The organism is Thauera chlorobenzoica (assembly GCF_001922305.1).
In the GTDB taxonomy this organism is placed as follows: Bacteria; Pseudomonadota; Gammaproteobacteria; order Burkholderiales; family Rhodocyclaceae; genus Thauera; species Thauera chlorobenzoica.
In genome coordinates this window covers 1,944,943-1,965,858 of sequence record NZ_CP018839.1, presented here as the reverse complement: position 1 = coordinate 1,965,858, position 20,916 = coordinate 1,944,943, and the positions used below count along the sequence as shown (strand labels likewise).

19 protein-coding genes and 2 pseudogenes are annotated in these 20,916 nt (G+C 69.6%); 12 read left to right on the top strand and 9 right to left on the bottom strand.

Features of this window, described 5'->3' with window-relative positions:
- Positions 1 to 4: 4 nt before the first annotated feature.
- Together Tchl_RS09145 and hemC are read right to left on the bottom strand one after the other, a co-directional pair.
- Positions 5 to 739 (bottom strand): uroporphyrinogen-III synthase, encoded by a 735-nt coding sequence (locus tag Tchl_RS09145; protein ID WP_075149667.1) that lies wholly within the window; start codon positions 737 to 739, stop codon positions 5 to 7.
- A gap of 94 nt (positions 740 to 833) precedes the next feature.
- Positions 834 to 1,766 (bottom strand): hydroxymethylbilane synthase, encoded by a 933-nt coding sequence (gene hemC / locus Tchl_RS09140; RefSeq protein WP_075148130.1) that lies wholly within the window; start codon positions 1,764 to 1,766, stop codon positions 834 to 836.
- Positions 1,767 to 1,974: 208 nt separating this feature from the next.
- On the opposite strand from hemC, the pseudogene ppc reads away from it, so the two are divergent.
- Positions 1,975 to 4,733: pseudogene (gene ppc / locus Tchl_RS09135) on the top strand (phosphoenolpyruvate carboxylase).
- A 224-nt stretch (positions 4,734 to 4,957) separates the two neighbouring features.
- On the top strand, positions 4,958 to 6,406 hold the full coding sequence (gene argH / locus Tchl_RS09130) for an argininosuccinate lyase (RefSeq protein ID WP_075148129.1): 1,449 nt from the start codon (positions 4,958 to 4,960) through the stop codon (positions 6,404 to 6,406).
- 185 nt (positions 6,407 to 6,591) lie between these two features.
- Here argH and grxD read toward each other — a convergent pair whose 3' ends face one another.
- A complete protein-coding gene (gene grxD, locus Tchl_RS09125) occupies positions 6,592 to 6,921 on the bottom strand; it encodes a Grx4 family monothiol glutaredoxin (protein WP_075148128.1) in 330 nt (109 codons plus the stop codon).
- A gap of 136 nt (positions 6,922 to 7,057) precedes the next feature.
- On the opposite strand from grxD, the pseudogene Tchl_RS09120 reads away from it, so the two are divergent.
- From Tchl_RS09120 to Tchl_RS09110, 3 genes and pseudogenes are all read left to right on the top strand, one after another.
- A pseudogene (locus Tchl_RS09120) lies at positions 7,058 to 7,422 on the top strand (ribonuclease domain-containing protein).
- On the top strand, positions 7,419 to 7,802 hold the full coding sequence (locus tag Tchl_RS09115) for a barstar family protein (RefSeq protein WP_075148127.1): 384 nt from the start codon (positions 7,419 to 7,421) through the stop codon (positions 7,800 to 7,802). The pseudogene Tchl_RS09120 and the gene Tchl_RS09115 overlap by 4 nt, the downstream one beginning before the upstream one ends.
- Positions 7,803 to 7,957: 155 nt before the next feature.
- Positions 7,958 to 8,398, top strand: coding sequence for an Hsp20/alpha crystallin family protein (locus Tchl_RS09110; protein ID WP_075148126.1), 441 nt, complete (start codon positions 7,958 to 7,960; stop codon positions 8,396 to 8,398).
- Between the two features lie 69 nt (positions 8,399 to 8,467).
- Here the strand turns inward: Tchl_RS09110 and Tchl_RS09105 are convergent, their stop codons facing one another.
- Together Tchl_RS09105 and Tchl_RS09100 are read right to left on the bottom strand one after the other, a co-directional pair.
- Positions 8,468 to 9,721, bottom strand: coding sequence for a pyridoxal-dependent decarboxylase, exosortase A system-associated (locus Tchl_RS09105; RefSeq protein ID WP_412556299.1), 1,254 nt, complete (start codon positions 9,719 to 9,721; stop codon positions 8,468 to 8,470).
- Between the two features lie 72 nt (positions 9,722 to 9,793).
- Positions 9,794 to 11,395 (bottom strand): acyl-CoA ligase (AMP-forming), exosortase A system-associated, encoded by a 1,602-nt coding sequence (locus Tchl_RS09100; protein ID WP_075148124.1) that lies wholly within the window; start codon positions 11,393 to 11,395, stop codon positions 9,794 to 9,796.
- Positions 11,396 to 11,516: 121 nt separating this feature from the next.
- On the opposite strand from Tchl_RS09100, the gene Tchl_RS09095 reads away from it, so the two are divergent.
- On the top strand, positions 11,517 to 11,768 hold the full coding sequence (locus Tchl_RS09095; RefSeq protein WP_075148123.1) for an acyl carrier protein: 252 nt from the start codon (positions 11,517 to 11,519) through the stop codon (positions 11,766 to 11,768).
- A gap of 58 nt (positions 11,769 to 11,826) precedes the next feature.
- Here the strand turns inward: Tchl_RS09095 and argB are convergent, their stop codons facing one another.
- Positions 11,827 to 12,729 (bottom strand): acetylglutamate kinase, encoded by a 903-nt coding sequence (gene argB, locus Tchl_RS09090; protein ID WP_075148122.1) that lies wholly within the window; start codon positions 12,727 to 12,729, stop codon positions 11,827 to 11,829.
- 157 nt (positions 12,730 to 12,886) lie between these two features.
- On the opposite strand from argB, the gene Tchl_RS09085 reads away from it, so the two are divergent.
- The 3 genes from Tchl_RS09085 (at position 12,887) to Tchl_RS09075 (ending at position 15,367) form a co-directional block, all read left to right on the top strand.
- On the top strand, positions 12,887 to 13,207 hold the full coding sequence (locus Tchl_RS09085) for a metal-sulfur cluster assembly factor (protein ID WP_075148121.1): 321 nt from the start codon (positions 12,887 to 12,889) through the stop codon (positions 13,205 to 13,207).
- 108 nt (positions 13,208 to 13,315) lie between these two features.
- Positions 13,316 to 14,440: a hypothetical protein gene (locus Tchl_RS09080; RefSeq protein WP_075148120.1), complete on the top strand. Its 1,125-nt coding sequence runs from the start codon at positions 13,316 to 13,318 to the stop codon at positions 14,438 to 14,440.
- A gap of 114 nt (positions 14,441 to 14,554) precedes the next feature.
- Positions 14,555 to 15,367 carry an N-acyl amino acid synthase FeeM domain-containing protein gene (locus tag Tchl_RS09075; protein WP_232311555.1) on the top strand — a complete coding sequence of 271 codons (813 nt, stop codon included), beginning with the start codon at positions 14,555 to 14,557 and terminating at the stop codon, positions 15,365 to 15,367.
- Positions 15,368 to 15,401: 34 nt separating this feature from the next.
- On the opposite strand, the gene Tchl_RS09070 is transcribed toward Tchl_RS09075, so the two are convergent.
- Genes Tchl_RS09070 through Tchl_RS09060 form a run of 3 tightly spaced genes read right to left on the bottom strand, consistent with a single transcriptional unit; the run spans position 15,402 to position 18,681 of the window.
- Positions 15,402 to 16,820, bottom strand: a complete 1,419-nt coding sequence (locus Tchl_RS09070) for a sigma-54-dependent transcriptional regulator (RefSeq protein WP_075148119.1) — start codon at positions 16,818 to 16,820, stop codon at positions 15,402 to 15,404.
- A complete protein-coding gene (locus Tchl_RS09065) occupies positions 16,817 to 18,436 on the bottom strand; it encodes a sensor histidine kinase (RefSeq protein WP_075148118.1) in 1,620 nt (539 codons plus the stop codon). Before Tchl_RS09065 ends, Tchl_RS09070 begins: the two co-directional genes overlap by 4 nt.
- Before the next feature lie 8 nt (positions 18,437 to 18,444).
- Positions 18,445 to 18,681 (bottom strand): PP0621 family protein, encoded by a 237-nt coding sequence (locus Tchl_RS09060; protein ID WP_075148117.1) that lies wholly within the window; start codon positions 18,679 to 18,681, stop codon positions 18,445 to 18,447.
- Between the two features lie 351 nt (positions 18,682 to 19,032).
- Here Tchl_RS09060 and Tchl_RS09055 point away from each other — a divergent pair, with 351 nt between their 5' ends.
- The 3 genes from Tchl_RS09055 (at position 19,033) to Tchl_RS09045 (ending at position 20,889) form a co-directional block, all read left to right on the top strand.
- Positions 19,033 to 19,317 carry a CopG family transcriptional regulator gene (locus Tchl_RS09055; protein WP_075149665.1) on the top strand — a complete coding sequence of 95 codons (285 nt, stop codon included), beginning with the start codon at positions 19,033 to 19,035 and terminating at the stop codon, positions 19,315 to 19,317.
- Between the two features lie 2 nt (positions 19,318 to 19,319).
- The gene (locus Tchl_RS09050; protein ID WP_075148116.1) at positions 19,320 to 19,628 is read left to right on the top strand and encodes a type II toxin-antitoxin system RelE/ParE family toxin; all 309 of its coding nucleotides are present in this window, start codon (positions 19,320 to 19,322) and stop codon (positions 19,626 to 19,628) included.
- A gap of 103 nt (positions 19,629 to 19,731) precedes the next feature.
- Positions 19,732 to 20,889 (top strand): pyridoxal phosphate-dependent aminotransferase, encoded by a 1,158-nt coding sequence (locus Tchl_RS09045; RefSeq protein ID WP_075148115.1) that lies wholly within the window; start codon positions 19,732 to 19,734, stop codon positions 20,887 to 20,889.
- Positions 20,890 to 20,916: the final 27 nt, after the last annotated feature.

Below are 20,916 nucleotides of genomic sequence, written 5' to 3'. Positions count from 1 at the left end.
CAGTTTAACCAAAGTGGTTCACAAGTGCCTGCATCAGGCCTTCATCGCCCGCCGGGGTTTCCACCACCACATGGAATCCGGCCGCACGCGCCTGGGCGACGATGCGCGGGTGGGTGGCGAAAACCGTCACCGGACGCAAGGCCGCAAGGCCATCGGTGCCCAGCATCCGCTCCAGATTGCGCACGCCTTCGCTGCTGGTGAGGAGCAAGGCGTCGATCTCGCCGCGCGCCACCGGCTCCAGCAACAGGCGAGGATCGAGGCTCGGGCAAGATCGCCGGTAGCAGGTCACATACTCGACGCTCGCACCGCGCTCGCGCAAGGTCTCGGCAAGCAGCTCGCGCCCCCCGTCACCACGAAGAATAAGCACTTTGCGCCCGGCAACGGCGGCGGCGGAAAACTCGGGCAGGGCGATCACTGCTTCGCTGTCGAAGCCTTGCTGCGGCGCGATCACCTCGGCGAAGCCGTAAGCCCGGAGCACGCGCTCGCTGCCCTTGCCCACGGTCGCGACTTTCAGCCCGGCGGGCCAGGGCCGGCGCGCGAGGATGAACTGCAGCGCATAGTTCGCCGCGTTCGGACTGACGAAGAAGGCCAGATCGAACGCATCCAGGCGCGCCGTGACCTCTTCCAACGGCGCCGGGTCGAGCGCAGGTCCGACCGCGATCACCGGGAACTGCAGGGCATGGCCGCCGGCAGCACGGATGCGCGCGGAGAGGCTCGCAGCCTGTTCGCGCGGGCGCATCACCACCAGGGTCCGCCCGCGCAGGGGGGCGTTGGCGGACAGGGCGGAAGCGGCATCCGGCGCAGTCATCGGCGAAGTCACGCGCAGAGCCGGCTCAGCCGAGATCGGCGAGGAGGGCCTCGGCCCCCTGCGCGCGCAACGCCTCGGCCAGCGCCCGGCCGAGGCTTTCGGCTTCGGCCGCAGCCCCTTCCCGCTCGGCGCGCACGATCTCGCTGCCATCCGGGCGGGCGACGAAGCCGCGCAGCCACAGCCGGCCTGCGCGGATCACCGCGTAGGCGCCGAGCGGCACTTCGCAGCTGCCCGCCAGCGCGCGCGCCACCGCACGCTCGGCGAGGACGCAGGCGGTGGTGTCGGCATCGGCCAACGGCGCCAGCCAGCCGATCACGTCCTTGCGTGCGGCCAGGCACTCGATGCCGAGCGCGCCCTGCCCCGCGGCGGGCAGGGACACTTCGGCCGGCAGCACCGAACGGATGCGCTCCCCCATCCCCAGCCGGGTGAGGCCGGCGGCGGCGAGGATGATCGCGTCGTACTGGCCTTCGTCGAGCTTGCGCAGCCGGGTGTCGAGGTTGCCGCGCAGGCTGGTGACGCCGAGAAAGGGGTACTGGGCGTGGATCTGCGACTCGCGGCGCAGCGACGAAGTCCCCACCACCGCACCCGGCGGCATCTCGGCGAGGCTTGCATAGCGGCTGGAAACGAAGGCGTCGAGCGGCACTTCGCGCGCACAGATGCAGGCCAGGGCGAACGCCTCGCCCATTTCCATCGGCACGTCCTTCATCGAATGCACGGCGATGTCGGCGCGGCCGTCGAGCAGCGCGGTTTCCAGTTCCTTGACGAACAAGCCCTTGCCGCCGACCTTGGCCAGGGGCCGGTCGAGGATCTGGTCGCCGCGGGTGGTCATGCCGAGCAGTTCGACGCGGCAGCCGGGATACAGGGCTTCGAGCCGCGCCTTGATATGCTCGGCCTGCCACAGGGCGAGGCGGCTTTCACGGGTGGCGATGACGATGCGCTCGGGGGTCGCTTGGCTCACGATGGTTAACTCACCTGACAGGAAGGAATCATGCCGCAGCCGGCGGGGCTTCGCCGCACCGCAGCATCAGGGTTCGCACCAATGGTGCGTTGGCAGGCGGGGATTCTAGCATGCGTGCCGATCACCCCCGCCCCGCCTGCCCGCCACCGGACACGAATCCGGACCGCCGGCTGCAGCCGGGCCTTTTTCCCGACCCATCGCCACGAACATGACCCACGATAAAGACGCCCCGCTGCGTGAAGACATCCGCCTGCTCGGACGTCTGCTCGGCGACACCGTGCGCGACCAGCAGGGCGAAGCCGCCTTCGAGCTGATCGAGCGCGTCCGCCAGAACTCGGTGCGCTTCCGCCGCGACGACGACATCATCGCCCGCCGCGAACTCGAGGACATCCTCGATGCGCTGTCGCGCGAGCAGACGATCCAGGTTGTACGCGCCTTCAGCTACTTCTCGCATCTGGCCAACATCGCCGAGGACCAGCACCATATCCGCCGTTCGCGCGCTCACCTGATTGCCGGCTCGGCGCCGCGCGCAGGCAGCCTCGCCCACGCCCTGGAGGCGGTATCCGCAACCGACGCCGCCGGCCTGGTGGCGTTCTTCGACAGCGCGCTGATCTCGCCGGTGCTCACCGCGCATCCGACCGAAGTGCAGCGCAAGAGCATCCTCAACTGCGAGACCGTGATCGCCCGCCTGCTCGACGAGCGCGACCGCATCCAGCTCACCCCCGAGGAGGCCGAAGCCAACCTCGAGGCGCTGCGCCGGGCGGTGCTCACGCTGTGGCAGACGCGCATGCTGCGCACCGCCAAGCTGTCGGTGATCGACGAGGTCACCAACGGCCTGTCCTATTTCGACACCACCTTCCTGCACGAGCTGCCGCGCCTCTACGCCAGCCTCGAGGACCGCCTCGCCGGCACCGCCCCCACGCTCGCCCCCCCGAGCTCGCCGCCTTCCTGCAGGTCGGCAGCTGGATCGGCGGCGACCGCGACGGCAACCCCTACGTCACCGCCGAGGTGCTCGAGCGCGCACTGGCGATGCACGCGGCGGTGGCGCTCGGCCACTATCTGGATGAGCTGCACGTGCTCGGCTCGCAGCTCTCGCTCGGCCTCGGCCTGGTGAGCGCCTCGGACGCGCTGCTCGCGCTCGCCGCACACTCGCCCGACCACTCCCCGCACCGCAGCGGCGAGCCCTACCGGCGCGCCATCTCCGGCATCTACGCGCGGCTGGCCGCCACCTACCGGGCGCTGCTGGGCGCCGCGCCGGCGCGCCACGCGGTGGCCGAGGCCGAGCCCTATGCCGACGCCGCGGCGCTCGCCGAGGACCTCGACGTGCTCCACCGCTCGCTGGTGGCCAACGGCTCGGGTGCGCTCGCGCGCGGGCGGCTGCGCCACCTGCGCCGCGCGGTGAAAGTGTTCGGCTTTCACCTCGCACCGATCGATCTGCGCCAGAATTCCGACGTGCACGAGCGCACCGTCGCCGAGCTGCTCGAAGTGGCCCGCCCCGGCACCGCCTACGCCGCCCACGACGAGGCCGGGCGCTGCGCGCTGCTGCTCGAGGAGCTCGCCACCGCACGGCCGCTGGCCTCACCACACGTGCGCTACTCGGACGAGACCGAAGGCGAGCTGGCGATCTTTCGCGCCGCACGCCGCGCCCACCTGCGCTACGGCACCGGGGCGATCCGCAACTGCATCATCTCCAAGACCGACGACGTCTCCGATCTGCTCGAACTCGCCGTGCTGCTGAAGGAAGCCGGCCTGCTGCGCCCGCTCGAGCATGCGCTCGACGTGAACCTGGTGCCGCTGTTCGAGACCATCGGCGACCTCGAAAATGCCGCTGGGGTCATGGAGCGGCTGTTCGCGCTGCCGATCTACCGCGTGCTGCTGGCGTCGCACGCGCACACCCAGGAAGTGATGCTCGGCTACTCCGACAGCAACAAGGACGGCGGCTTCCTGAGCTCGGGCTGGGCGCTGTACAAGGCCGAGGGCGAGCTGGTCGAGGTGTTCGCGCGCCACGGTGTGCGCCTGCGCCTGTTCCACGGCCGCGGCGGCTCGGTCGGGCGCGGCGGCGGCCCCAGCTACCAGGCCATCCTCGCCCAGCCCGAGGGCGCGGTGCAGGGCCAGATCCGCCTCACCGAGCAGGGCGAGGTGATCGGCGCCAAGTACGGCAACCCGGAAGTGGGCCGGCGCAACCTCGAGGTGCTGGTGGCCGCCACGCTCGAGACCAGCCTGCGCCCGGCCGAGGTCGCGCCGACGCCGCCGGCCTTCCTCGAGGCGATGCAGGCGTTGTCGGACGCAGCCTTCGCCGCCTACCGCGGGCTGGTGTATGAAACCGACGGTTTCGAGCGCTACTTCTGGGAATCCACCGTGATCAGCGAGATCGCCGCGCTCAACATCGGCAGCCGTCCGGCCTCGCGCAAGAAAAGCACCGCGATCGAGGACCTGCGTGCGATTCCATGGGTGTTCTCATGGTCGCAGTGCCGGGTCATGCTGCCGGGCTGGTACGGCTTCGGCAGCGCCGTGCGGTCCTTCCTCGCCGCGCACCCGAAGGACGGGCTCGCACTGCTGCAGCGCATGCACCGCGACTGGTCCTTCTTCGCCACCCTGCTGTCGAACATCGACATGGTGCTGGCCAAGACCGACCTCGCCATCGCCAGCCGCTACGCCGCGCTGGTGAAGGACGCGGCGCTGCGCGAGGCAATCTTCGGCCGCATCCGCACCGAGCACCAGGCCACCGTCGAGGCGCTGCTCGCGATCACCGGCCAGCGCGAGCTGCTCGACGGCAACCCCCTGCTCAAGCGCTCGATCCGCAACCGCTTTCCCTACCTCGACCCGCTCAACCACGTCCAGGTCGAACTGCTGCGCCGCCACCGCGACAGCGACGGTAACGAGGGCGGGGCCATCGACGGGCGCATCCGCAACGGCATCCACATCTCGATCAACGGCATCGCCGCCGGGCTGCGCAACAGCGGCTGATCGTCCAGCCCCCGGGCGACGATCGCTACCCGCAACCGGGTTGCAACCGAAAATCCGGGTCGCTCGCCGCGCCCGCCACCGGCCACACGGCGATCAGGCAGCAAACGGGGCGCGGGGGCTTTTGCTCTATAATTCCGCCCTTGATGAGCGCCGCAGCAGCGGCCTCATGTCTTCGCACGGAGCCGGCTGCGACATGCCGGCCGACTCATTTTTCGGCAGCCATCATGACAGACACCACGACGCCGGCCGCCGGCGCCAATGCCTCCATCGACGCCACCGCCAAGGCCTGGTCGGGCCGCTTCACCGAACCCGTCTCCGATCTGGTCAAGCGCTACACCGCCTCGGTGTTCTTCGACCAGCGCATGGCCGCACAGGACATCCGCGGTTCGCTCGCCCACGCCAAGATGCTGGCAAAGCAGGGCATCATCGGCGCGCAGGATCTGGCCGACATCGAGCGCGGGATGGCGCAGATCGCCGCCGAGATCGAACGCGGCGAATTCGCCTGGAACCTCGACGACGAGGACGTCCACCTCAACATCGAGAAGCGCCTCACCGCGCTCGTCGGCGACGCGGGAAAACGCCTGCACACCGGGCGCAGCCGCAACGACCAGGTCGCCACCGACATCCGCCTGTGGCTGCGCGACGCGATCGACCAGATCCTCGCGCTGATCGGCGACTTCCAGAAGAACCTGCTCGACGTCGCCGAAGCCCACGCCGCGACGCCGATGCCCGGCTTCACCCACCTGCAGGTCGCCCAGCCGGTCACTTTCGGCCACCACCTGATGGCGTATTACGAGATGAGCCGGCGCGACGCCGAGCGCTTCGCCGACTGCCGCAAGCGCGTCAACCGCCTGCCGCTGGGCTCGGCGGCGCTGGCCGGCACCAGCTACCCGATCGACCGCGGGTTCGTCGCTTCTGAGCTCGGCTTCGACGAGGTCTGCTTCAACTCGCTCGACGCCGTCAGCGACCGCGACTTCGCCATCGAGTTCTGCGCCGCCGCGGCGCTGTTGATGACCCACCTGTCGCGCCTGTCCGAAGAGCTGATCCTGTGGATGAGCCCGCGCGTGGGCTTCATCGACCTCGCCGACCGCTTCTGCACCGGCAGTTCGATCATGCCGCAGAAGAAGAACCCCGACGTGCCCGAACTCGTGCGCGGCAAGACCGGCCGCGTCAATGGCAGCCTGATCGCGCTGCTGACGCTGATGAAGGGCCAGCCGCTGGCCTACAACAAGGACAACCAGGAAGACAAGGAGCCGCTGTTCGACACCGCCGACACGGTGATCGACACCCTGCGCATCTACGCCGACATGATCACCGGCATCCGGGTCAAGGCCGAGGCGATGCGCGGCGCGCTGAGCCAGGGCTACGCCACCGCGACCGACCTCGCCGACTACCTGGTGAAGAAGGGCCTGCCTTTCCGCGACGCGCACGAGGCGGTGGCGCTCGCGGTGCGCGCGGCCGACGTCAAGGGCTGCGACCTGCCGCAGTTCTCGCTCGACGAGCTGCGCATCGCCATGGCCCACGTTCCGGGTGCCGCCGAGCGCCTCGGCACGGACATCTTCGCCGTACTCACGGTCGAAGGCTCGCTCGCCTCGCGCAGCCACGTCGGCGGCACCGCACCCGAACAGGTGCGCACCGCGATCGCCCGCGCCCGCGTCGCCCACGGCGATTAAGCCGGCACCGGGATACGCGATACCGTTCGCCCTGAACGGTATTCGATTGCCGGGCGGATCATCGCGCCCTCCGGGACGCGCGCGCCGCACCCCGTGCGCCCATCCCGGCCGGACAAAACAAACGGCCTGCCGCGCCCCGGGCGCCGACAGGCCGATTCGACGAAAAAGCCGGAGAAGCCGGGGCTTCAGCCTTCCTGCACCGCGCCGGCGTCCTTCAGCATCTGCTGCAGCTCGCCGTTTTCGTACATCTCGCGCATGATGTCGCTGCCGCCGACGAATTCGCCCTTGATGTACAGCTGCGGGATGGTCGGCCAGTTGGAGTATTCCTTGATCCCCTGGCGGATGTCGCTGTCGGCCAGCACGTTCACCGCCACCACCTCGCGCACGCCACAGTTCTTGAGGATCTGTACCGCGGTCGAGGAAAAGCCGCACTGCGGGAACTGGGGCGAGCCCTTCATGTAGAGGACCACGGCGTTGTTGGTGACCTGATCGCGAATGACGTCCTGAATGTCCATGGTGAAAACCTGAAAAGTTGAGTTAAACAGTCGGAAAAGTCTAGGCCTCCGCCTCGTCAGCGTCAATATCCGCTTTTCTCTTGCCGCCGACTCCCGCCCCTTCCACCCCCCGCCCCTTTCCCGGGTGGCCCTCGCCATGCTCCGCACCCTGCTCGCCCGCCTGCTGTTCCTGTTCGCCCTCCTCGCCCCGCTCGCGGCGTGCGCCCCTGCGCCCCCGGACGGCGCCGGCCCGCCCGGCCTGCCCCCGAAGCGGTGGCGGTGCTGGAGTCGATCCGCCAGGGCGGCCCCTTCCCCTACCGCAAGGACGGCAGCGTTTTCCACAACCGCGAGCGCCTGCTGCCGACCAGGCCGCGCGGCTATTACCGCGAATACACCGTCCCCACCCCCGGCGCACGCGACCGCGGCGCCCGGCGCATCGTCACCGGCGGCGAGCCGCCGGAAGTGTTCTACTACACTGCGGACCACTACCGCAGCTTCCGCCGGATCGAGCCCCTGCCATGAGCGCTTTGCCCCCGACGCCCGCCAACCCCGACATCGTCGCCGTCACCATCGCGCTCGACGGCTGCGCCAGCAAGGCCGAACTGCTCGAGCGCATCGCCGCGGCGCTGCACTTTCCCGGCTGGTTCGGACACAACTGGGACGCCCTGGCCGATTGCCTGACCGATCTGTCCTGGCTGCCTGCCGGCGCGTACCGGATCACGCTCACGCAGGCCGCTCCCCTGCGCCGCGCCGCACCAGAGACCCTCGCCACCGCGCTGGAAATCTTCGACGCCGCCGCCGCCGCCTGGGCCGACCAGGGCGTGGACTTCAGGGTATGCCTCACCGAAGACGGGGCGGACGATGGCACCGCGCCCCCGGCTGCACCGGCCGCCCGGCAGTAAGTCAGGGCCGGGAAGCCCCCACCGTCAGCGGCTGGCCCGACGCCGCGCGGCCCTTCCCGGCCGCAATGCCGCCCTCTTGAAAAGCGTCCGTTCCCACCTATATTCGGGATGAAGCCGGGTTTTCCGGCATGTCTGAAAGAGAAGGAGAACGTGACATGGGCAACAACCTCACTCGTCGTGTCGACCCGCTGGAAGACTTTTTCCGTGGCTTTTTCGTCCGCCCGGTGGATTTCGGCGGAGGCGGCAGCCTCGCCAATCTCAGCACCGACGCGCCGCAGATGCGCGTCGACGTCAAGGAGAACGCGGCAGGCTATGAAGTCCATGCCGAGCTGCCCGGCATGAAGAAGGAAGACATCCACGTCCATATCGACGGCCCGGTGGTATCGATCAGCGCCGAGCGCAAACAGGAGAAGGAGGTCAAGGAGGGCGAAAAGGTGCTGCGCACCGAACGCTACTTCGGCAAGGTCTCGCGCAGCTTCCAGCTCGGCCAGGAAATCGACGAAGCCAAGGCCAGCGCCCGCTTCAACGACGGGGTGCTGGAGCTGAGCCTGCCGAAGAAGGCCGAAGCGCAAGCGAAGCGGCTGAGCATCGACTGAACCGTCCCCGCCTGGCGCCCGCCCCGCGCCCGGCAGCGGGGCGGCGGCCGGGCCACACGCACGGTCACGTCACACCAGCACTTCCAGCGCCGGCGGATGCCCCAGGAAAGCCTGCGGGCTGGCGCTGGCGCCGTACGCGCCCGACTGGAACACCACCACCAGGTCGCCCGCCTGCGCCGCCGGCAGCGACACACGGTCGCCGAGCAAATCGAGCGGCGTGCATAGCGGCCCGACCACCGAAACTGTTTCCTGCGCCGCTTCATCCATGCGGTTGCCGAGCGCGAGCGGATAGTTCTTGCGCAGCACCTGGCCGAAATTGCCGCTCGCCGACAAATGGTGGTGCAGCCCGCCGTCGGTCACCAGGTAAACATGGCCGCGCGACACCTTGCGCTCGAGCACGCGGCACACGTAGACCCCCGCCTCCCCGACCAGGTAGCGCCCCAGCTCGATGACGAGCTCGGCCTGCGGCAGCAGGCGGGCGGTGTCGGCGGCGATCGTCGCGAGATTGGCGGCCACCGGCGCCAGTTCGAGGCGCTGCTCGCCGGGGAAGTAGGGAATCCCGAAACCGCCCCCCAGGTTGAGGAAGCGGAGCGGCGCCGGCGCCGCCTCGGCCAGCCGCAGCGCCAGCTCGAAGCTGCGCCGCTGGGCGTCGACGATCGCCTCCGCCTTCAGGTTCTGCGACCCGGCGAACAGGTGGAAGCCTTCGAACGCCAGCCCGGCGCGGCCGATTTCGGCGAGCAGGGCCGGCACCGCTTCCGCGTCCACGCCGAACGGCTTCGGCCCGCCGCCCATCTTCATTCCCGAAGACTTGAGCTCGAAATCGGGATTGACCCGCACCGCCACCCGCGCCGGCAGGCCCAGCGCCTGCGAGGCCTGGGCGAGCGGCGCGATCTCGCGGGCCGATTCGAGGTTGACCAGGATCCCGGCGGCGACCGCCTGGCGCAGCTCGGCGTCGCGCTTGCCCGGGCCGGCGAAGCTGATGTGGCGCGGATCGGCACCGGCGTCGAGCGCCACTTTCAGCTCCCCGGCCGAGGCCACGTCGATGCCGTCGACCAGGCCGACCAGCTGCCCGACCAGCGCCGCCATCGGGTTGGCCTTCATCGCGTAGTGCAGCTTCACCGCCGGCGGCAGCGCAGCATGCAGTTCCCCCACCCGCGCCGCCACCACGCTGCGGTCGATGGCATAGAACGGCGTCTGCCCGACGCGCGCGGCGAGGCGGGTGAGCGGGATGCCACCGACCTGCAACTCGCCGTCGCCGGCCGCGAACTGATTCATCGGCGCATGCGCGGGAGGCGTCTTCGAAGCGGCAGGGGTCAGGGACATCGTGGTTTCACTCGAACGGAGCAGGACGGCAGGAAGCGGAAAAGGAGCGCGTGTGGCGGATCATCGGGCGTTTCAGCCGGGGGTCCCGGTCGGGAACACCCTGTCGGCGAGCGCCTTGCGGTCGATCTTGCCGTTGGGGTTGCGCGGCAACGGCCCGGGATGGAGCTCGATGCGGGCCGGCACCATGTAGGCCGGCATCCGCGCCCGGCACGCGGCGAGAAGTTCACCGGTATCGAGCCCGGCCCCGTCGGGAGCGGTCGCGACCACGGTGATGCTGTGGCCGAGGGTGGCGTGCGGCACGCCGAACGCGGCGCATTCGCCGACCAGGCGGGTCGCATAGACGATCTCCTCGACTTCGGTCGGGCTGACCCGATAGCCCGAAGTCTTGATCATCTCGTCGCGGCGACCGATGAAATAGAGGAAGCCATCCTCGTCGCGGCGCACGGTGTCGCCGGAAAACACCGCGACCTCGGGCAGCACCAGGCCATCCTCGCGCCCCGGTGCGCGCGCCGGCAGCGGGCGGAAGCGCTCGGCGGTGCGCTCCGCATCGTTCCAGTAGCCCATCGCCACCAGTGCGCCGCGCTGCACCAGCTCGCCCGGCTCGTGGGGCGCGCATTCGCTCCCGTCCTCGCGCAGCACCATGACTTCGGCATTGGGGATGGCCTTCCCGATCGAGTCCGGGCGGCGGTCGACCTCCTCGGGCGGCAGCCAGGTCGCGCGGAAGGCTTCGGTGAGGCCGTACATCAGGTTCGGGCGGGTCCGCGGCAGCAGCGCGCGCAGGCGCTCGAGCGTCTCCCGCGGCATCCGCCCGCCGGTGTTGGCGATGTAGCGCAGGTGGGCATCGATGCCCTGCGGCCACTCCAGCTGGGCGAGCTGGATCCACAGCGGCGGCACCGCGGTCAGTCCGGTGACCCGCTCGCGCTCGATCGCCTTGAGCACGTCGCGCGGCAGCAGGTAGTTGAGCAGCACGACCCGGGCGCCGGCATGGAACGCGGTGGTGAGCTGGGAAAAGCCGGCATCGAAGGACAGCGGCAGCGCCGCGAGCAGGGTGTCGCCGGCATGATTCTCGAGGTAGTGCGCGACGCTGCGCGCCCCGGCCACCATGTTGCGGTGCGACAGCACGACGCCCTTGGGCCGCCCGGTGCTGCCCGAGGTGTACAAGATGGCCGCCATGTCGCTGTCGATCACGCGGTGGCCGGCAGCGGGCGGCGCCGCGAGCAGCTCGTGCCAGCGATGCACCGAAACCCCGGCAAGCACGGGGAGCGTCGCCGGCTCGCCGGTGAGGACCACGTGACGCAGGTCGTGGCAGCTCGCCAGGGTGTCGCGGAGGGCGGCCAGGCGCTCGGCGCTCGTCACCAGCACGCGCACGTTGCAGTCTTGCAGGATGTGGCCCACCTGCGGCCCTTTCAGCACCGGGTTGACCGGCACCAGCACGCCGCCCGCGGCGCTGGCGCCGAACGCGGCGAGGACGAACTCCGGCCGCTTGTCGAGATAGATCGCCACCCGTTCGCCGCGCGCGAGCCCGAGCGCAAGCAGGCCGGCGCAACATTGCGCGCAGCCGTGGTAAAGCGTGCCATAGTCGAGGCCGGCCTGCCCCGCGCTCAGCGCCAGGCGTGCGCTATCGCGCTCGGCGGCAGCGGTGATCAGGTGATGGAGCAGGTCGCGGGAAAGCATGTCGGATCTCGTAAGGGCTGCGCACGATCAATCAGGAGTCGCGCGCAAGTATAATGCGCGCGTCCGGGCGCCGGCCGCACAGTCGACCGCGCCCTCTTTGCCCTTATGCGGAGAGCGTCCCTTGGAGATTCACGAAGAAGTGCTGTCGCTGCTCGACGAGGTGCTCTGCCTCGATGGTCGGGCACTGAACTTCGATGCCGACACCCCTCTGCTCGGCAGCCTGGCAGAACTGGACTCGATGGCGGTGATCGCCGTCATCCAGGAAATCGAAACCCGGTTCGGCATCGAAGTGCCGGATGACGAAGTCGACGGCAGCTCGTTCGCCACCGTCGGCACGGTGGTGGATTTCGTCCGCCGCCTGTCGCACGCGTAACCGCGCACGCCCAGCCGTACCCCCCGGGCCGGGGAGCGCAGCGCCTCGCCCGCCCGGGCTACTTGCTCTTGATCATGGTGCCGACGCCGTGGTCGGTGAGGATTTCGAGCAGCAGGCAGTGTTCCACCCGACCATCGATGATGTGCACCGACTTCACCCCGTTGCGCGCCGCATCAAGCGCCGAGCCGATCTTCGGCAGCATTCCCCCCGACAGCGTGCCGTCGGCGACGAGATCCTCGATCTGGCGCGGCGTCAGCCCGGTCAGCAGGTTGCCGGCCTTGTCCAGCACCCCTGGCGTATTGGTCAGCAACACCAGCTTTTCCGCCTTCAGGATCTCGGCCAGCTTGCCCGCGACCACGTCGGCGTTGATGTTGTAGGTCTCGCCTTCCGCCCCCACCCCGATCGGCGCGATCACCGGAATGAAATCGCCCTGGTCGAGGAAAGCGATCAGGCTCGGGTCGATGCCGGTGATCTCGCCCACCTGGCCGACATCGATGAGGTCGCCCTCAGGCGCATCCTGGCGCTGCATCAGCAGCTTCTTCGCACGGATGAAGCCGGCGTCCTTGCCGGTGAGGCCCACGGCCTTGCCGCCATGCTTGTTGATGAGATTGACGATCTCCTTGTTCACCTGGCCGCCGAGCACCATCTCGACCACTTCCATGGTCTCGGCGTCGGTCACCCGCATGCCCTGGATGAACTCGCCCTTCTTGCCGACGCGCGCGAGCAGGTTCTCGATCTGGGGGCCGCCGCCGTGCACCACCACCGGGTTCAGGCCGACCAGCTTGAGCAGCACGACGTCGCGCGCGAAGCAGTCCTTGAGGTGCGGATCGGTCATCGCGTTGCCGCCGTACTTGATGACAATGGTCTTATCGAAGAAGCGCTTGATGTAGGGCAGCGCCTCGGCGAGGATTTCGGCCTTGCGGGCGGGAGCGATCTCTTGTTGCAGCGCAGTATCTGTCATGGGACTCCTCGGGCGTAGGGGGACAGGGGCTGCCACGGCACCTGCCCCGGTCCGTGGCCACGGCCCGGATTCTACTGCGCGGCGCGGCGCCGCGCTTGATGAGGGGGGCGATGTGATCCATCATCGGCCCTCCTGCCTCTTGTCCCGCCCGAAGACCATGAACACTGCCCCCACTCCCGACCCCGACGACGTCCGCCAGGCCTTGCGCCAGGTCATGGACCCCGAAGTCGGCATGAACATCGTCGATCTCGGCCTCGTCTATCGCATCGACTGCACCCCCGGAGCGGTGCATATCGACATGACCATGACCTCTCCCGCGTGCCCGCTCGGCGACATGATCGTCGATGAGGCCCACGCCGCGCTGGACGCGGTCTTGTCCGCCGATATCCAGATCCGCATCGACCTGGTGTGGGAGCCGCCCTGGAGCCCGGACAAGATGGCAGTCGAAGCGCGCGACCATTTCGGCTGGGGCCAGTAACACGGCGACCGCCGCGCTTCCCCGGCACAGAATTCGCACCACGATGCCTGGCGCCGCCTCCCCGGCCCGGACAACACCCTCCCGCCCCTCCCGGAGCCCGACTACGGCATGACCCGCGACCTTTCCCCGCCCGCCCGCATTCCGCTGCTCGTGTTCGCCTTGCTGTCGCTGCTCACCGGCGTGCTTGCCGGCCTCGCCCGGCTGGGATTCTCCGTGCCGGCCTTCGGCGCGGCCCAGGCCGGCAGCCATGCGGCGCTGATGGTCTGTGCCTTTTTCGGCGCCGTCATCAGTCTCGAACGGGCGGTCGCCCTCGCCAGCCTGTGGGCCTACCTCGCCCCCGCCGCGGCCGGCATCGGCGGCATGGTGCTGCTGGCCGGCGGGCCGCTGTGGGCGGCGCAGTCCCTGTTCACCGCCGCCTCCCTGGTGCTGCTACTCGGCAGCGTGCGTGTCGTGCAGCGTCAGTTCGCGCTGTTCACCGTGATGCTGGCGGTCGGCGCGGCGTGCTGGCTGCTGGGCAACCTGGCCTGGTTGGCCGGCGCCGGACTGCACTCTGCAGTCTCGTTCTGGCTCGCCTTCCTCGTTCTCACGATCGCCGGCGAACGCCTCGAACTGACCCGCTTTCTCCCCGCCCGCCGCGCCGCACCGCCCAGTTTCATCGCCGCCGTCATCCTCGTCCTCGCCGGCGCGCTGCTCGCGACCGTGCACAGCGCAGCCGGGCTGACCCTGTTCGCCGCCGGCCTGCTGGCGCTCGCGGCCTGGCTGCTGGCATTCGACATCGCCCGCCACAACGCGCGCCAGCGCGGGCTCACCCGCTTCATCGCCCTGTGCCTGCTGTCGGGCTACCTGTGGCTGGCCGCCGGCGCCCTCGCCGGTCTGGCCGGCGGCTTCGCGCCGGGCCACGCGCTCCACGACATCGCCCTTCATGCGATCACCCTGGGGTTCGTCTTCGCGATGGTCTTCGGCCATGCACCCATCATCTTCCCGGCAGTGGCGAAGGTGAAGATCCCCTACCACCCGGCGTTCTATCTTCCCCTCCTGCTCCTCCACGCCTCGCTCGCGGTGCGCATTGCCGGCAGCTTCGGCGACAGCCTCGCCCTGCGCCAGTGGGGCGCGCTCGCCAACACCGCGGCACTGGCGCTGTTCATCGTCACGATGGTCGTCAGCGTCGTCCGCGGCGGCCGCGGCGGCCGCCCCGCAGTCCGGCGCCGCAACCCCGCTCGGCACAGACAGTGAAGCGATTCCCGCCACATGCCCGCGACGGCGATACCATCCTCGCCCCGATTCCGGCACACTGCAAGGCAGCACTCACCCCCCGAACCGAACCCCTTTCAAGGGCCGACCGCGCCGATGCAGCCTTCCCAACCCCCGTCCGGACTTTCCGCTGCAACGGTCCTCGAGTCGCCTTCTCCCGGCATTCTCACCACGCCCGATGACCTCTGCGGGCACGCCGCCGCCGACTGCCCCGACCACGCGCTTCCGCCGCCCCCCGCACTCACCATCGAGCGCAACGGCTACCTGGTCCGGATCGCCAACGGCTGCGACCCGCTGCAGCGCCAGACCGCCGCCTTGGTCGAGCGCATGTACGCCGCCCGCGGCCTCATCCCTTACGGCGTGCATGTCACCCCCCCGGACGGGCGCGACCTGATCGTCGCCGCCCTGCGCAACGGCCACGCCGCCGCCACCCTGACACTGCGCATGGACTGCGGCGCCGGCCTGCTCGCCGACGCCCTGTATCACGATGAAATCGATGCCGTACGCCAGCGCGGCGCCCGCGTCAGCGAGATCACCCGGCTCGCGATCGCGCCCGACGCGGCCTCCTACGATGCCCTGGCGGGCCTGCTCCAGGCGCTCTACACCCTGGCCCAGCTCACCGGCCACATGAGCGACATCTTCATCGAAGTCCATCCGCGCCACGCGCGCTTTCACCAGCGCGTATTCGGCTTCCGGCTCGCCGGTGAAGAGCGGATCTGCCCGCGGGTGGGTGCCCCTGCGGTGCTGCTGCACCTGTCGCGGCAGGCGTTCGAGGCTGCGCTCGCGGGGCGCGGCCCGTCGCGCATGCCGCTGCGCGCGCGCCGGGCGCGACGGGTAGACCGGCTGCTCCCCTCGGAAGAGGAGTTCCGCAAATTCCGTCAGCTGCTCAACCCCTCGCCGGCAGGCTGAAGCCCCGGCCACGCAGCGGCAGCTCCACGCGGCCTCATTCCATCCCCCACTGGCGCAGGCGGTAGCGCAGCTGGGCGACGCTGAGGCCGAGGCTGCGCGCCGCGGCGTCATGGTTCCAGCGCGCCTGCTCGAGGACACGGACCACGCGCACCTGCTCCCGGGCGTGCTCCCCTTCCCGTCCCTCGGCCCCGGAGGCGCGCTCGAAGCGCGCCGGCGCAACCCAGGTGGCCGTCGGATTGAAGCCGAAAGCGCTCTCGGTGAGCCAGCCCGACACGCTCGCCCCCGGATGGAGCTCGATGTCGGCGGCCTCGATGCGCTCGCCCTCGCACAGCGCACAGGCGCGCTCGAGCAGGTTTTCCAGCTCGCGCACATTGCCCTGGAAAGGGTGCTCGAGCAGCACCTGGAGCGCCGCCACGGACAGTTGCCGCGGCGCGCGCCCCTCGCGCTCGGCGAGGCGGGCAAGGATGTGCGCTGCCAGCGCGGGAATATCCTCGCGCCGTTCGCGCAGCGGCGGCACGCGCAGGGCGATGACGTTGATGCGGAAGAACAGGTCCTGGCGGAAGCGCCCCTCGGCCACCAGCCGTCCGAGGTCCTGGTGCGAGGCGGAGAGGATGCGGACATCGACCGGCTCCTCGGCATGCGCGCCCACCGGGCGCACCGCGCGCTCCTGGATCGCGCGCAGCAGCTTGACCTGCATCGCCAGCGGCAGCTCGCCGATTTCATCGAGGAACAGCGTGCCGCTGCGGGCGGCCTGGAACAGGCCTTCCTTGTCGGTTGCGGCGCCGGTGAAGCTGCCCTTGCGGTAGCCGAAGAATTCGCTCTCCATCAGCTCCGGGGAGATCGCGCCGCAGTTGACCGGGACGAAAGGCGCGGCCGCGCGCGGCCCGAGGCGGTGGATGAAGCGGGCGACCACCTCCTTGCCGGTGCCCGACTCGCCGTAGATGAACACCGGCGCCTGGTTGCGCGCCAGCTTCTCGGCCTGGCCGCGCAGCTGGGCGAAGGCGGGCGAGTCGCCGACCAGCATCCGCGCATCGCCGGCCGGCGCTGCCGCGGGCTCGGGGCGCAGGCTCAGCGCATGGTGCACGAGTTCGCGCAAGGCCTTGAGTTCGACCGGTTTGGTGACGAAATCAAAGGCACCGAGCTTGAGCGCGCGGATCGCCGCTTCGATGCTGCCGAAGGCGCTGATCACCGCCACCGGCAGGCCGGCATGGCGGGCCTGGATGTATTCGACCAGGCTCAGCCCGTCGCCGTCGGGCAGGCGCATGTCGGTCAGGCACAGGCGATAGCGCCGCGCATCGAGCAAGGCGCGCGCCTCCTCCAGCGAGCCCGCGGTGTCGCAGCCCAGGCCCATCCGCAGCAGGGACAGTTCGAGCAGCTCGCGGATGTCCTCCTCGTCATCGACGACGAGGACGTCGACGGTGCGCGGGCGGTTACGGCGTTCGACGGTGTTCATGGCGTGATGCGTCCGGTCAGCATGAAATCGGCCCCCGCGCCGCTCGCCGCGAGCTCGAGCGTGGCGTCGTTGGCTTCGGCGAGTTCGCGGGCGATGTACAGGCCGAGCCCGGTGCCCTTGGGGTGGGTGGTGAAAAAGGGTTCGAACAGGTGCGCCCGCGCGGCTTCGTCCAGCCCGGGGCCATCGTCGCACACGTGCACCGCGACACGTTCGCCGGGCAAGGCCTGTGCCCACAGGCGGACCGAAGCGGGCGCCCCCGAACCGTGACGGCAGGCATTGGCGAGCAGGTTGTCGAGGATCTGGTGCAGATGGGCACGGTCGATTGCCAGGGTCAGCGCCGGATCGATATCGACTGCATACACCGCGTGCTCGGCGGCATTGCGGAACACCCGCGCCTCGACCAGCTCGCGCACGAATGCGGCCAGCGCCAGCGCCTCGGGCAGGGCCTGCTCGCGCCGGCCGAGGGCGAGCACATCGCGCACCATGCGCTCGATGCGCTGGGCATTGTCGTTGATGATGCGCACCAGGCGGGCCTGCACCTCCTGGCGCCGCTCCTCGCCCAGCAGCTCGGCGGCCTGGATCACCGCCGACAGCGGGTTGCGGATCTCGTGCGCGATGCTCGCGGTCAGGCGGCCGAGCGCGGCGAGCTTGATCTGCTGCAGCTGGCGCTGGATGTCCTCGAAATCGGTCAGGTAGAGCAAGGTATCGCCCGCCGCGGCGCTGGCGGACGCCCCCGCCACCGCCCGGCAGCGCAGCAGGCGGCCGGACACCGTCGATCGCAGCATCCTCCCCGGCACCGCCGCCTGAAGCGTCCCGGCGCCCGCCTCCGCTTCGCCCCCATCTTCCGCCCCCGCCCTCGACAACGCCGGCCCGAAGGCGGCGTCGAGTTCGACCAGCACCCGCCCCTCGAGCGCCTCGGCCGCAGCCGGCGCCATGCCGAGCAGCTCGACCGCGCGCGGGTTGGCCTGGCGGATGCGCCCGCCGGCATCGACCACGATCACCCCGTCGGGCAGGTCGCGGATGATGTGCTCATTGACCGCCTGCTGGTTGGCGAGCGCCTCGCCGCGCTCGGCGGCGAGCGAGGCGTTGGCCTGGGCGCGCAGGGCGAGCAGGCGGGCGACGAGGGCAATGCCGAAAAAGCCGGCGCAAAAGAGCCCGACCTGGAAGAACTCGACCGACTGCCGCCCCGCCGCCAGGCGCCAGGCATTTTCGAGCAGCACCGCCAGGGTCGCGAGCGCGGCGAAGAACAGCACCATCCGCCCGGCAAAGACCAGCCCGGCGCCGGCGAGCACCACCATCATCAGCACCGGCATGCCGCTGCGATAACCGCCGCTGACCCACATGATCGCCGACAGGGCGAGCACATCGACGACCACCTGCAGCAGGATCACGCGCTCGGAGCCGAAGCGCCGCATCGCATCGGGAAAGCCGAGGGCGAGGACGGCACCCAGGTAGCCGAGTGCGGCGAGGCGGAAGACGGACGGGTTTTCGCTACCCAGCCCCAGTTCGCGCCCGGCCACCAGGAACAGGCCGGCGATGACCAGGCGGAACAGGTTCAGATAGCGCAGCGAGGCCCGCCGCGCATGCTCGAACTCGACCGCCGGAGCCGCCCCCATCACCGACCTCAATCCAGGCGCGGCCCGGCGCGGCGGTGCTGCTCGCAGCAGTAGAACACGCCGTCCGCGCGCACCCCGTCGGACTCGGGCACGTTGACCCCGCAGTGCGCACATTCGAGCATGCGTTCCGCGCCGGCCGGGCGCCGCGCCGCCTTCGCCCCGCCCTGCTGCTTGAAGCGCCGCACGGCGCCACGCAGCCACCAGATGCCGATGAAAACGAGGATGAGGATGAGCAGATTGCGCACGGTTGGAGCGGCGCACGGCCGGCGCCGGCGGCAGAGGAAAGGGAGGCGATTTTAGCATGCGCCCTCCTGCCGCCCGCCGACGAAGGGCCCGGGTTTGCGACGATGTCGGCTTCGCGTCCGACTCCCGAACCGAGCCGCCCTCGACCCGTACCTGCCCGCCGCGGATGACAGGCCACCCGAGTTCGACGTGCGCCGTGCAAAGTCGGCGCACGTCGAACCCCGGCGGACAGCATGGTCAGCTTCTGTGGTCACCTGGAAGCTCGGCGACGGACGTTGAAGGCTGGACGCTAATTTGTACAATGTAGCACAAATGTGCTACATTGCGCTCGGATGCCACATTTGGAGTTCGACATGTCCACGACCACCATTCGCCTGCCGGATGACCTGAAAGCCCGGGTTGCAGCTGCTGCAAAGCACGCCGGAACGACGGCTCATGGCTTCATTCTCGAAGCGATCGCCGAGAAGACCGAGCAAGCGGAACGTCGTGCCGATTTCGATGCGGTAGCGGAAGCTCGCTATGCCCGCATTGTGGCCACTGGCAAGACCATCCCGTGGCAGGAAATGCGCGGCTATCTGGAAGCGCGCATGGCCGGCAAGGCGGCGACGCGCCCCGTTGCGCGCAAGCTGGCGCCCTGAAGGTGTCCTGCATCGAGTTGGCACCGGAGGTTGCAGAAGATTTTGATCGCATCCTCGATCATCTGGCCAGCTATGAGGTGGAAAATCCTGGGCAGCGCATTGGCGAAATCATTGCTGCCTTGGAAATTCTGGTGCAGAACCCGTTGATCGGTCGTCTGGTGGCGGATGCCAAGCGCGAACTGGTGATTGGCCGTCGTTCACATGGGTATGTGGCCTTGTATCGCTATGTGCCCGAGATTGATACGGTGTTCGTGCTGGCGATACGCAGCCAGCGGGAGGCCGGCTACTCCGAGCGAGATCCTGCCGGGTAATACTCTTTCAAGTCCGTCGATTGCGAAAGAATGGCCAGCTTCGGTGAGCGCCCGGAAGCTCGGCTTCGGGGCGCTTCGAACCTTCCCGTTTCTGGATGAAAACATGGAAAAACAGTGGTTTGCACCCCGCCCCGAGCTTGCTGAAACCGGTACGACCATCTTCACCGTGATGTCGCGCCTCGCCCAGGAATGCGGCGCGATCAACCTGTCCCAGGGCTTTCCCGACTTCAACGCCGAGGACGTCCTGTTCGAGCACGTCGCTCACTGGATGCGCAGCGGCCACAACCAGTACGCGCCGATGGCCGGCTGCCTGGCGCTGCGCGCGGCGATCGCGGCCAAGGTCGAGGCCTTGTACGGCACCCGCTACGACGTCGAGCACGAGATCACGGTCACCGCCGGCGCCACCCAGGCGCTGTTCACCGCGGTCACCGCCTGTGTCCGCCCGGGCGACGAAGTGATCGTGTTCGAGCCGGTGTACGACTCGTACGCGCCGGCGATCGAACTGGCCGGCGGCACCGTCGTGCGCCTGCAGCTCGCCGCCCCCGACTACCGCCCGGACTGGGCCGCGGTGGCCGCGGCGATCACCCCGCGCACGCGGATGATCATGATCAACACGCCGCACAACCCCACCGCCACGGTGTGGACCGCGGACGATCTCGACCGCCTCGCCGCGCTCGTGCGCGACACCGCCATCGTCGTCGTCGCCGACGAGGTCTACGAGCACATCGTCTTCGACGGCGCCACCCACGCCAGCTGCGCCCGCCACCCGGAACTGGCCGCGCGCAGCTTCGTGGTGTCGAGCTTCGGCAAGACCTACCACATCACCGGCTGGAAGGTCGGCTACATCCTGGCGCCGCGCGCGCTGATGGCCGAATTCCGCAAGGTGCACCAGTTCAACGTGTTCACCGTGAACACCCCGGTCCAGCTCGCGCTGGCCGACTACATGAGCGAACCTGCGCGCCACCTCGGGCTGGCCGCCTTCTACCAGGCCAAGCGCGACTTTTTCCGCGACGCGCTGGCTGGCACGCGCTTCGAGCTGCTGCCCTCGCGCGGCACCTATTTCCAGCTCGCCCGCTTCGGCGCGATCTCGACGCTGCCCGACACCGCCTTCTGCGAATACCTGACCCGCGACATCGGCGTCGCCGCGATCCCGCTGTCGGCGTTCTTCGCCGACGGCCGCGACGAGCGCGTGGTGCGCTTCTGCTTCGCCAAGAACGAGGCCACGCTCGCCGCCGCCGGCGAACGCCTGCGCCGGGTCTGAACGCTGCCGCAGCCCACCGGACAACCC

What these genes read in the sequence shown, in the direction of transcription:
- Tchl_RS09145 (WP_075149667.1), bottom strand. Translation starts at nt 739, where the DNA reads ATGCGCCCGCGCGAACAGGCTGCGAGCCTCTCCGCGCGCATCCGTGCT.
- argH (WP_075148129.1), top strand. Translation starts at nt 4,958, where the DNA reads ATGACAGACACCACGACGCCGGCCGCCGGCGCCAATGCCTCCATCGAC.
- grxD (WP_075148128.1), bottom strand. Translation starts at nt 6,921, where the DNA reads ATGGACATTCAGGACGTCATTCGCGATCAGGTCACCAACAACGCCGTG.
- Tchl_RS09115 (WP_075148127.1), top strand. Translation starts at nt 7,419, where the DNA reads ATGAGCGCTTTGCCCCCGACGCCCGCCAACCCCGACATCGTCGCCGTC.
- Tchl_RS09110 (WP_075148126.1), top strand. Translation starts at nt 7,958, where the DNA reads ATGGGCAACAACCTCACTCGTCGTGTCGACCCGCTGGAAGACTTTTTC.
- Tchl_RS09105 (WP_412556299.1), bottom strand. Translation starts at nt 9,721, where the DNA reads ATGTCCCTGACCCCTGCCGCTTCGAAGACGCCTCCCGCGCATGCGCCG.
- Tchl_RS09100 (WP_075148124.1), bottom strand. Translation starts at nt 11,395, where the DNA reads ATGCTTTCCCGCGACCTGCTCCATCACCTGATCACCGCTGCCGCCGAG.
- argB (WP_075148122.1), bottom strand. Translation starts at nt 12,729, where the DNA reads ATGACAGATACTGCGCTGCAACAAGAGATCGCTCCCGCCCGCAAGGCC.
- Tchl_RS09085 (WP_075148121.1), top strand. Translation starts at nt 12,887, where the DNA reads ATGAACACTGCCCCCACTCCCGACCCCGACGACGTCCGCCAGGCCTTG.
- Tchl_RS09080 (WP_075148120.1), top strand. Translation starts at nt 13,316, where the DNA reads ATGACCCGCGACCTTTCCCCGCCCGCCCGCATTCCGCTGCTCGTGTTC.
- Tchl_RS09075 (WP_232311555.1), top strand. Translation starts at nt 14,555, where the DNA reads ATGCAGCCTTCCCAACCCCCGTCCGGACTTTCCGCTGCAACGGTCCTC.
- Tchl_RS09070 (WP_075148119.1), bottom strand. Translation starts at nt 16,820, where the DNA reads ATGAACACCGTCGAACGCCGTAACCGCCCGCGCACCGTCGACGTCCTC.
- Tchl_RS09065 (WP_075148118.1), bottom strand. Translation starts at nt 18,436, where the DNA reads ATGGGGGCGGCTCCGGCGGTCGAGTTCGAGCATGCGCGGCGGGCCTCG.
- Tchl_RS09055 (WP_075149665.1), top strand. Translation starts at nt 19,033, where the DNA reads ATGTCCACGACCACCATTCGCCTGCCGGATGACCTGAAAGCCCGGGTT.
- Tchl_RS09045 (WP_075148115.1), top strand. Translation starts at nt 19,732, where the DNA reads ATGGAAAAACAGTGGTTTGCACCCCGCCCCGAGCTTGCTGAAACCGGT.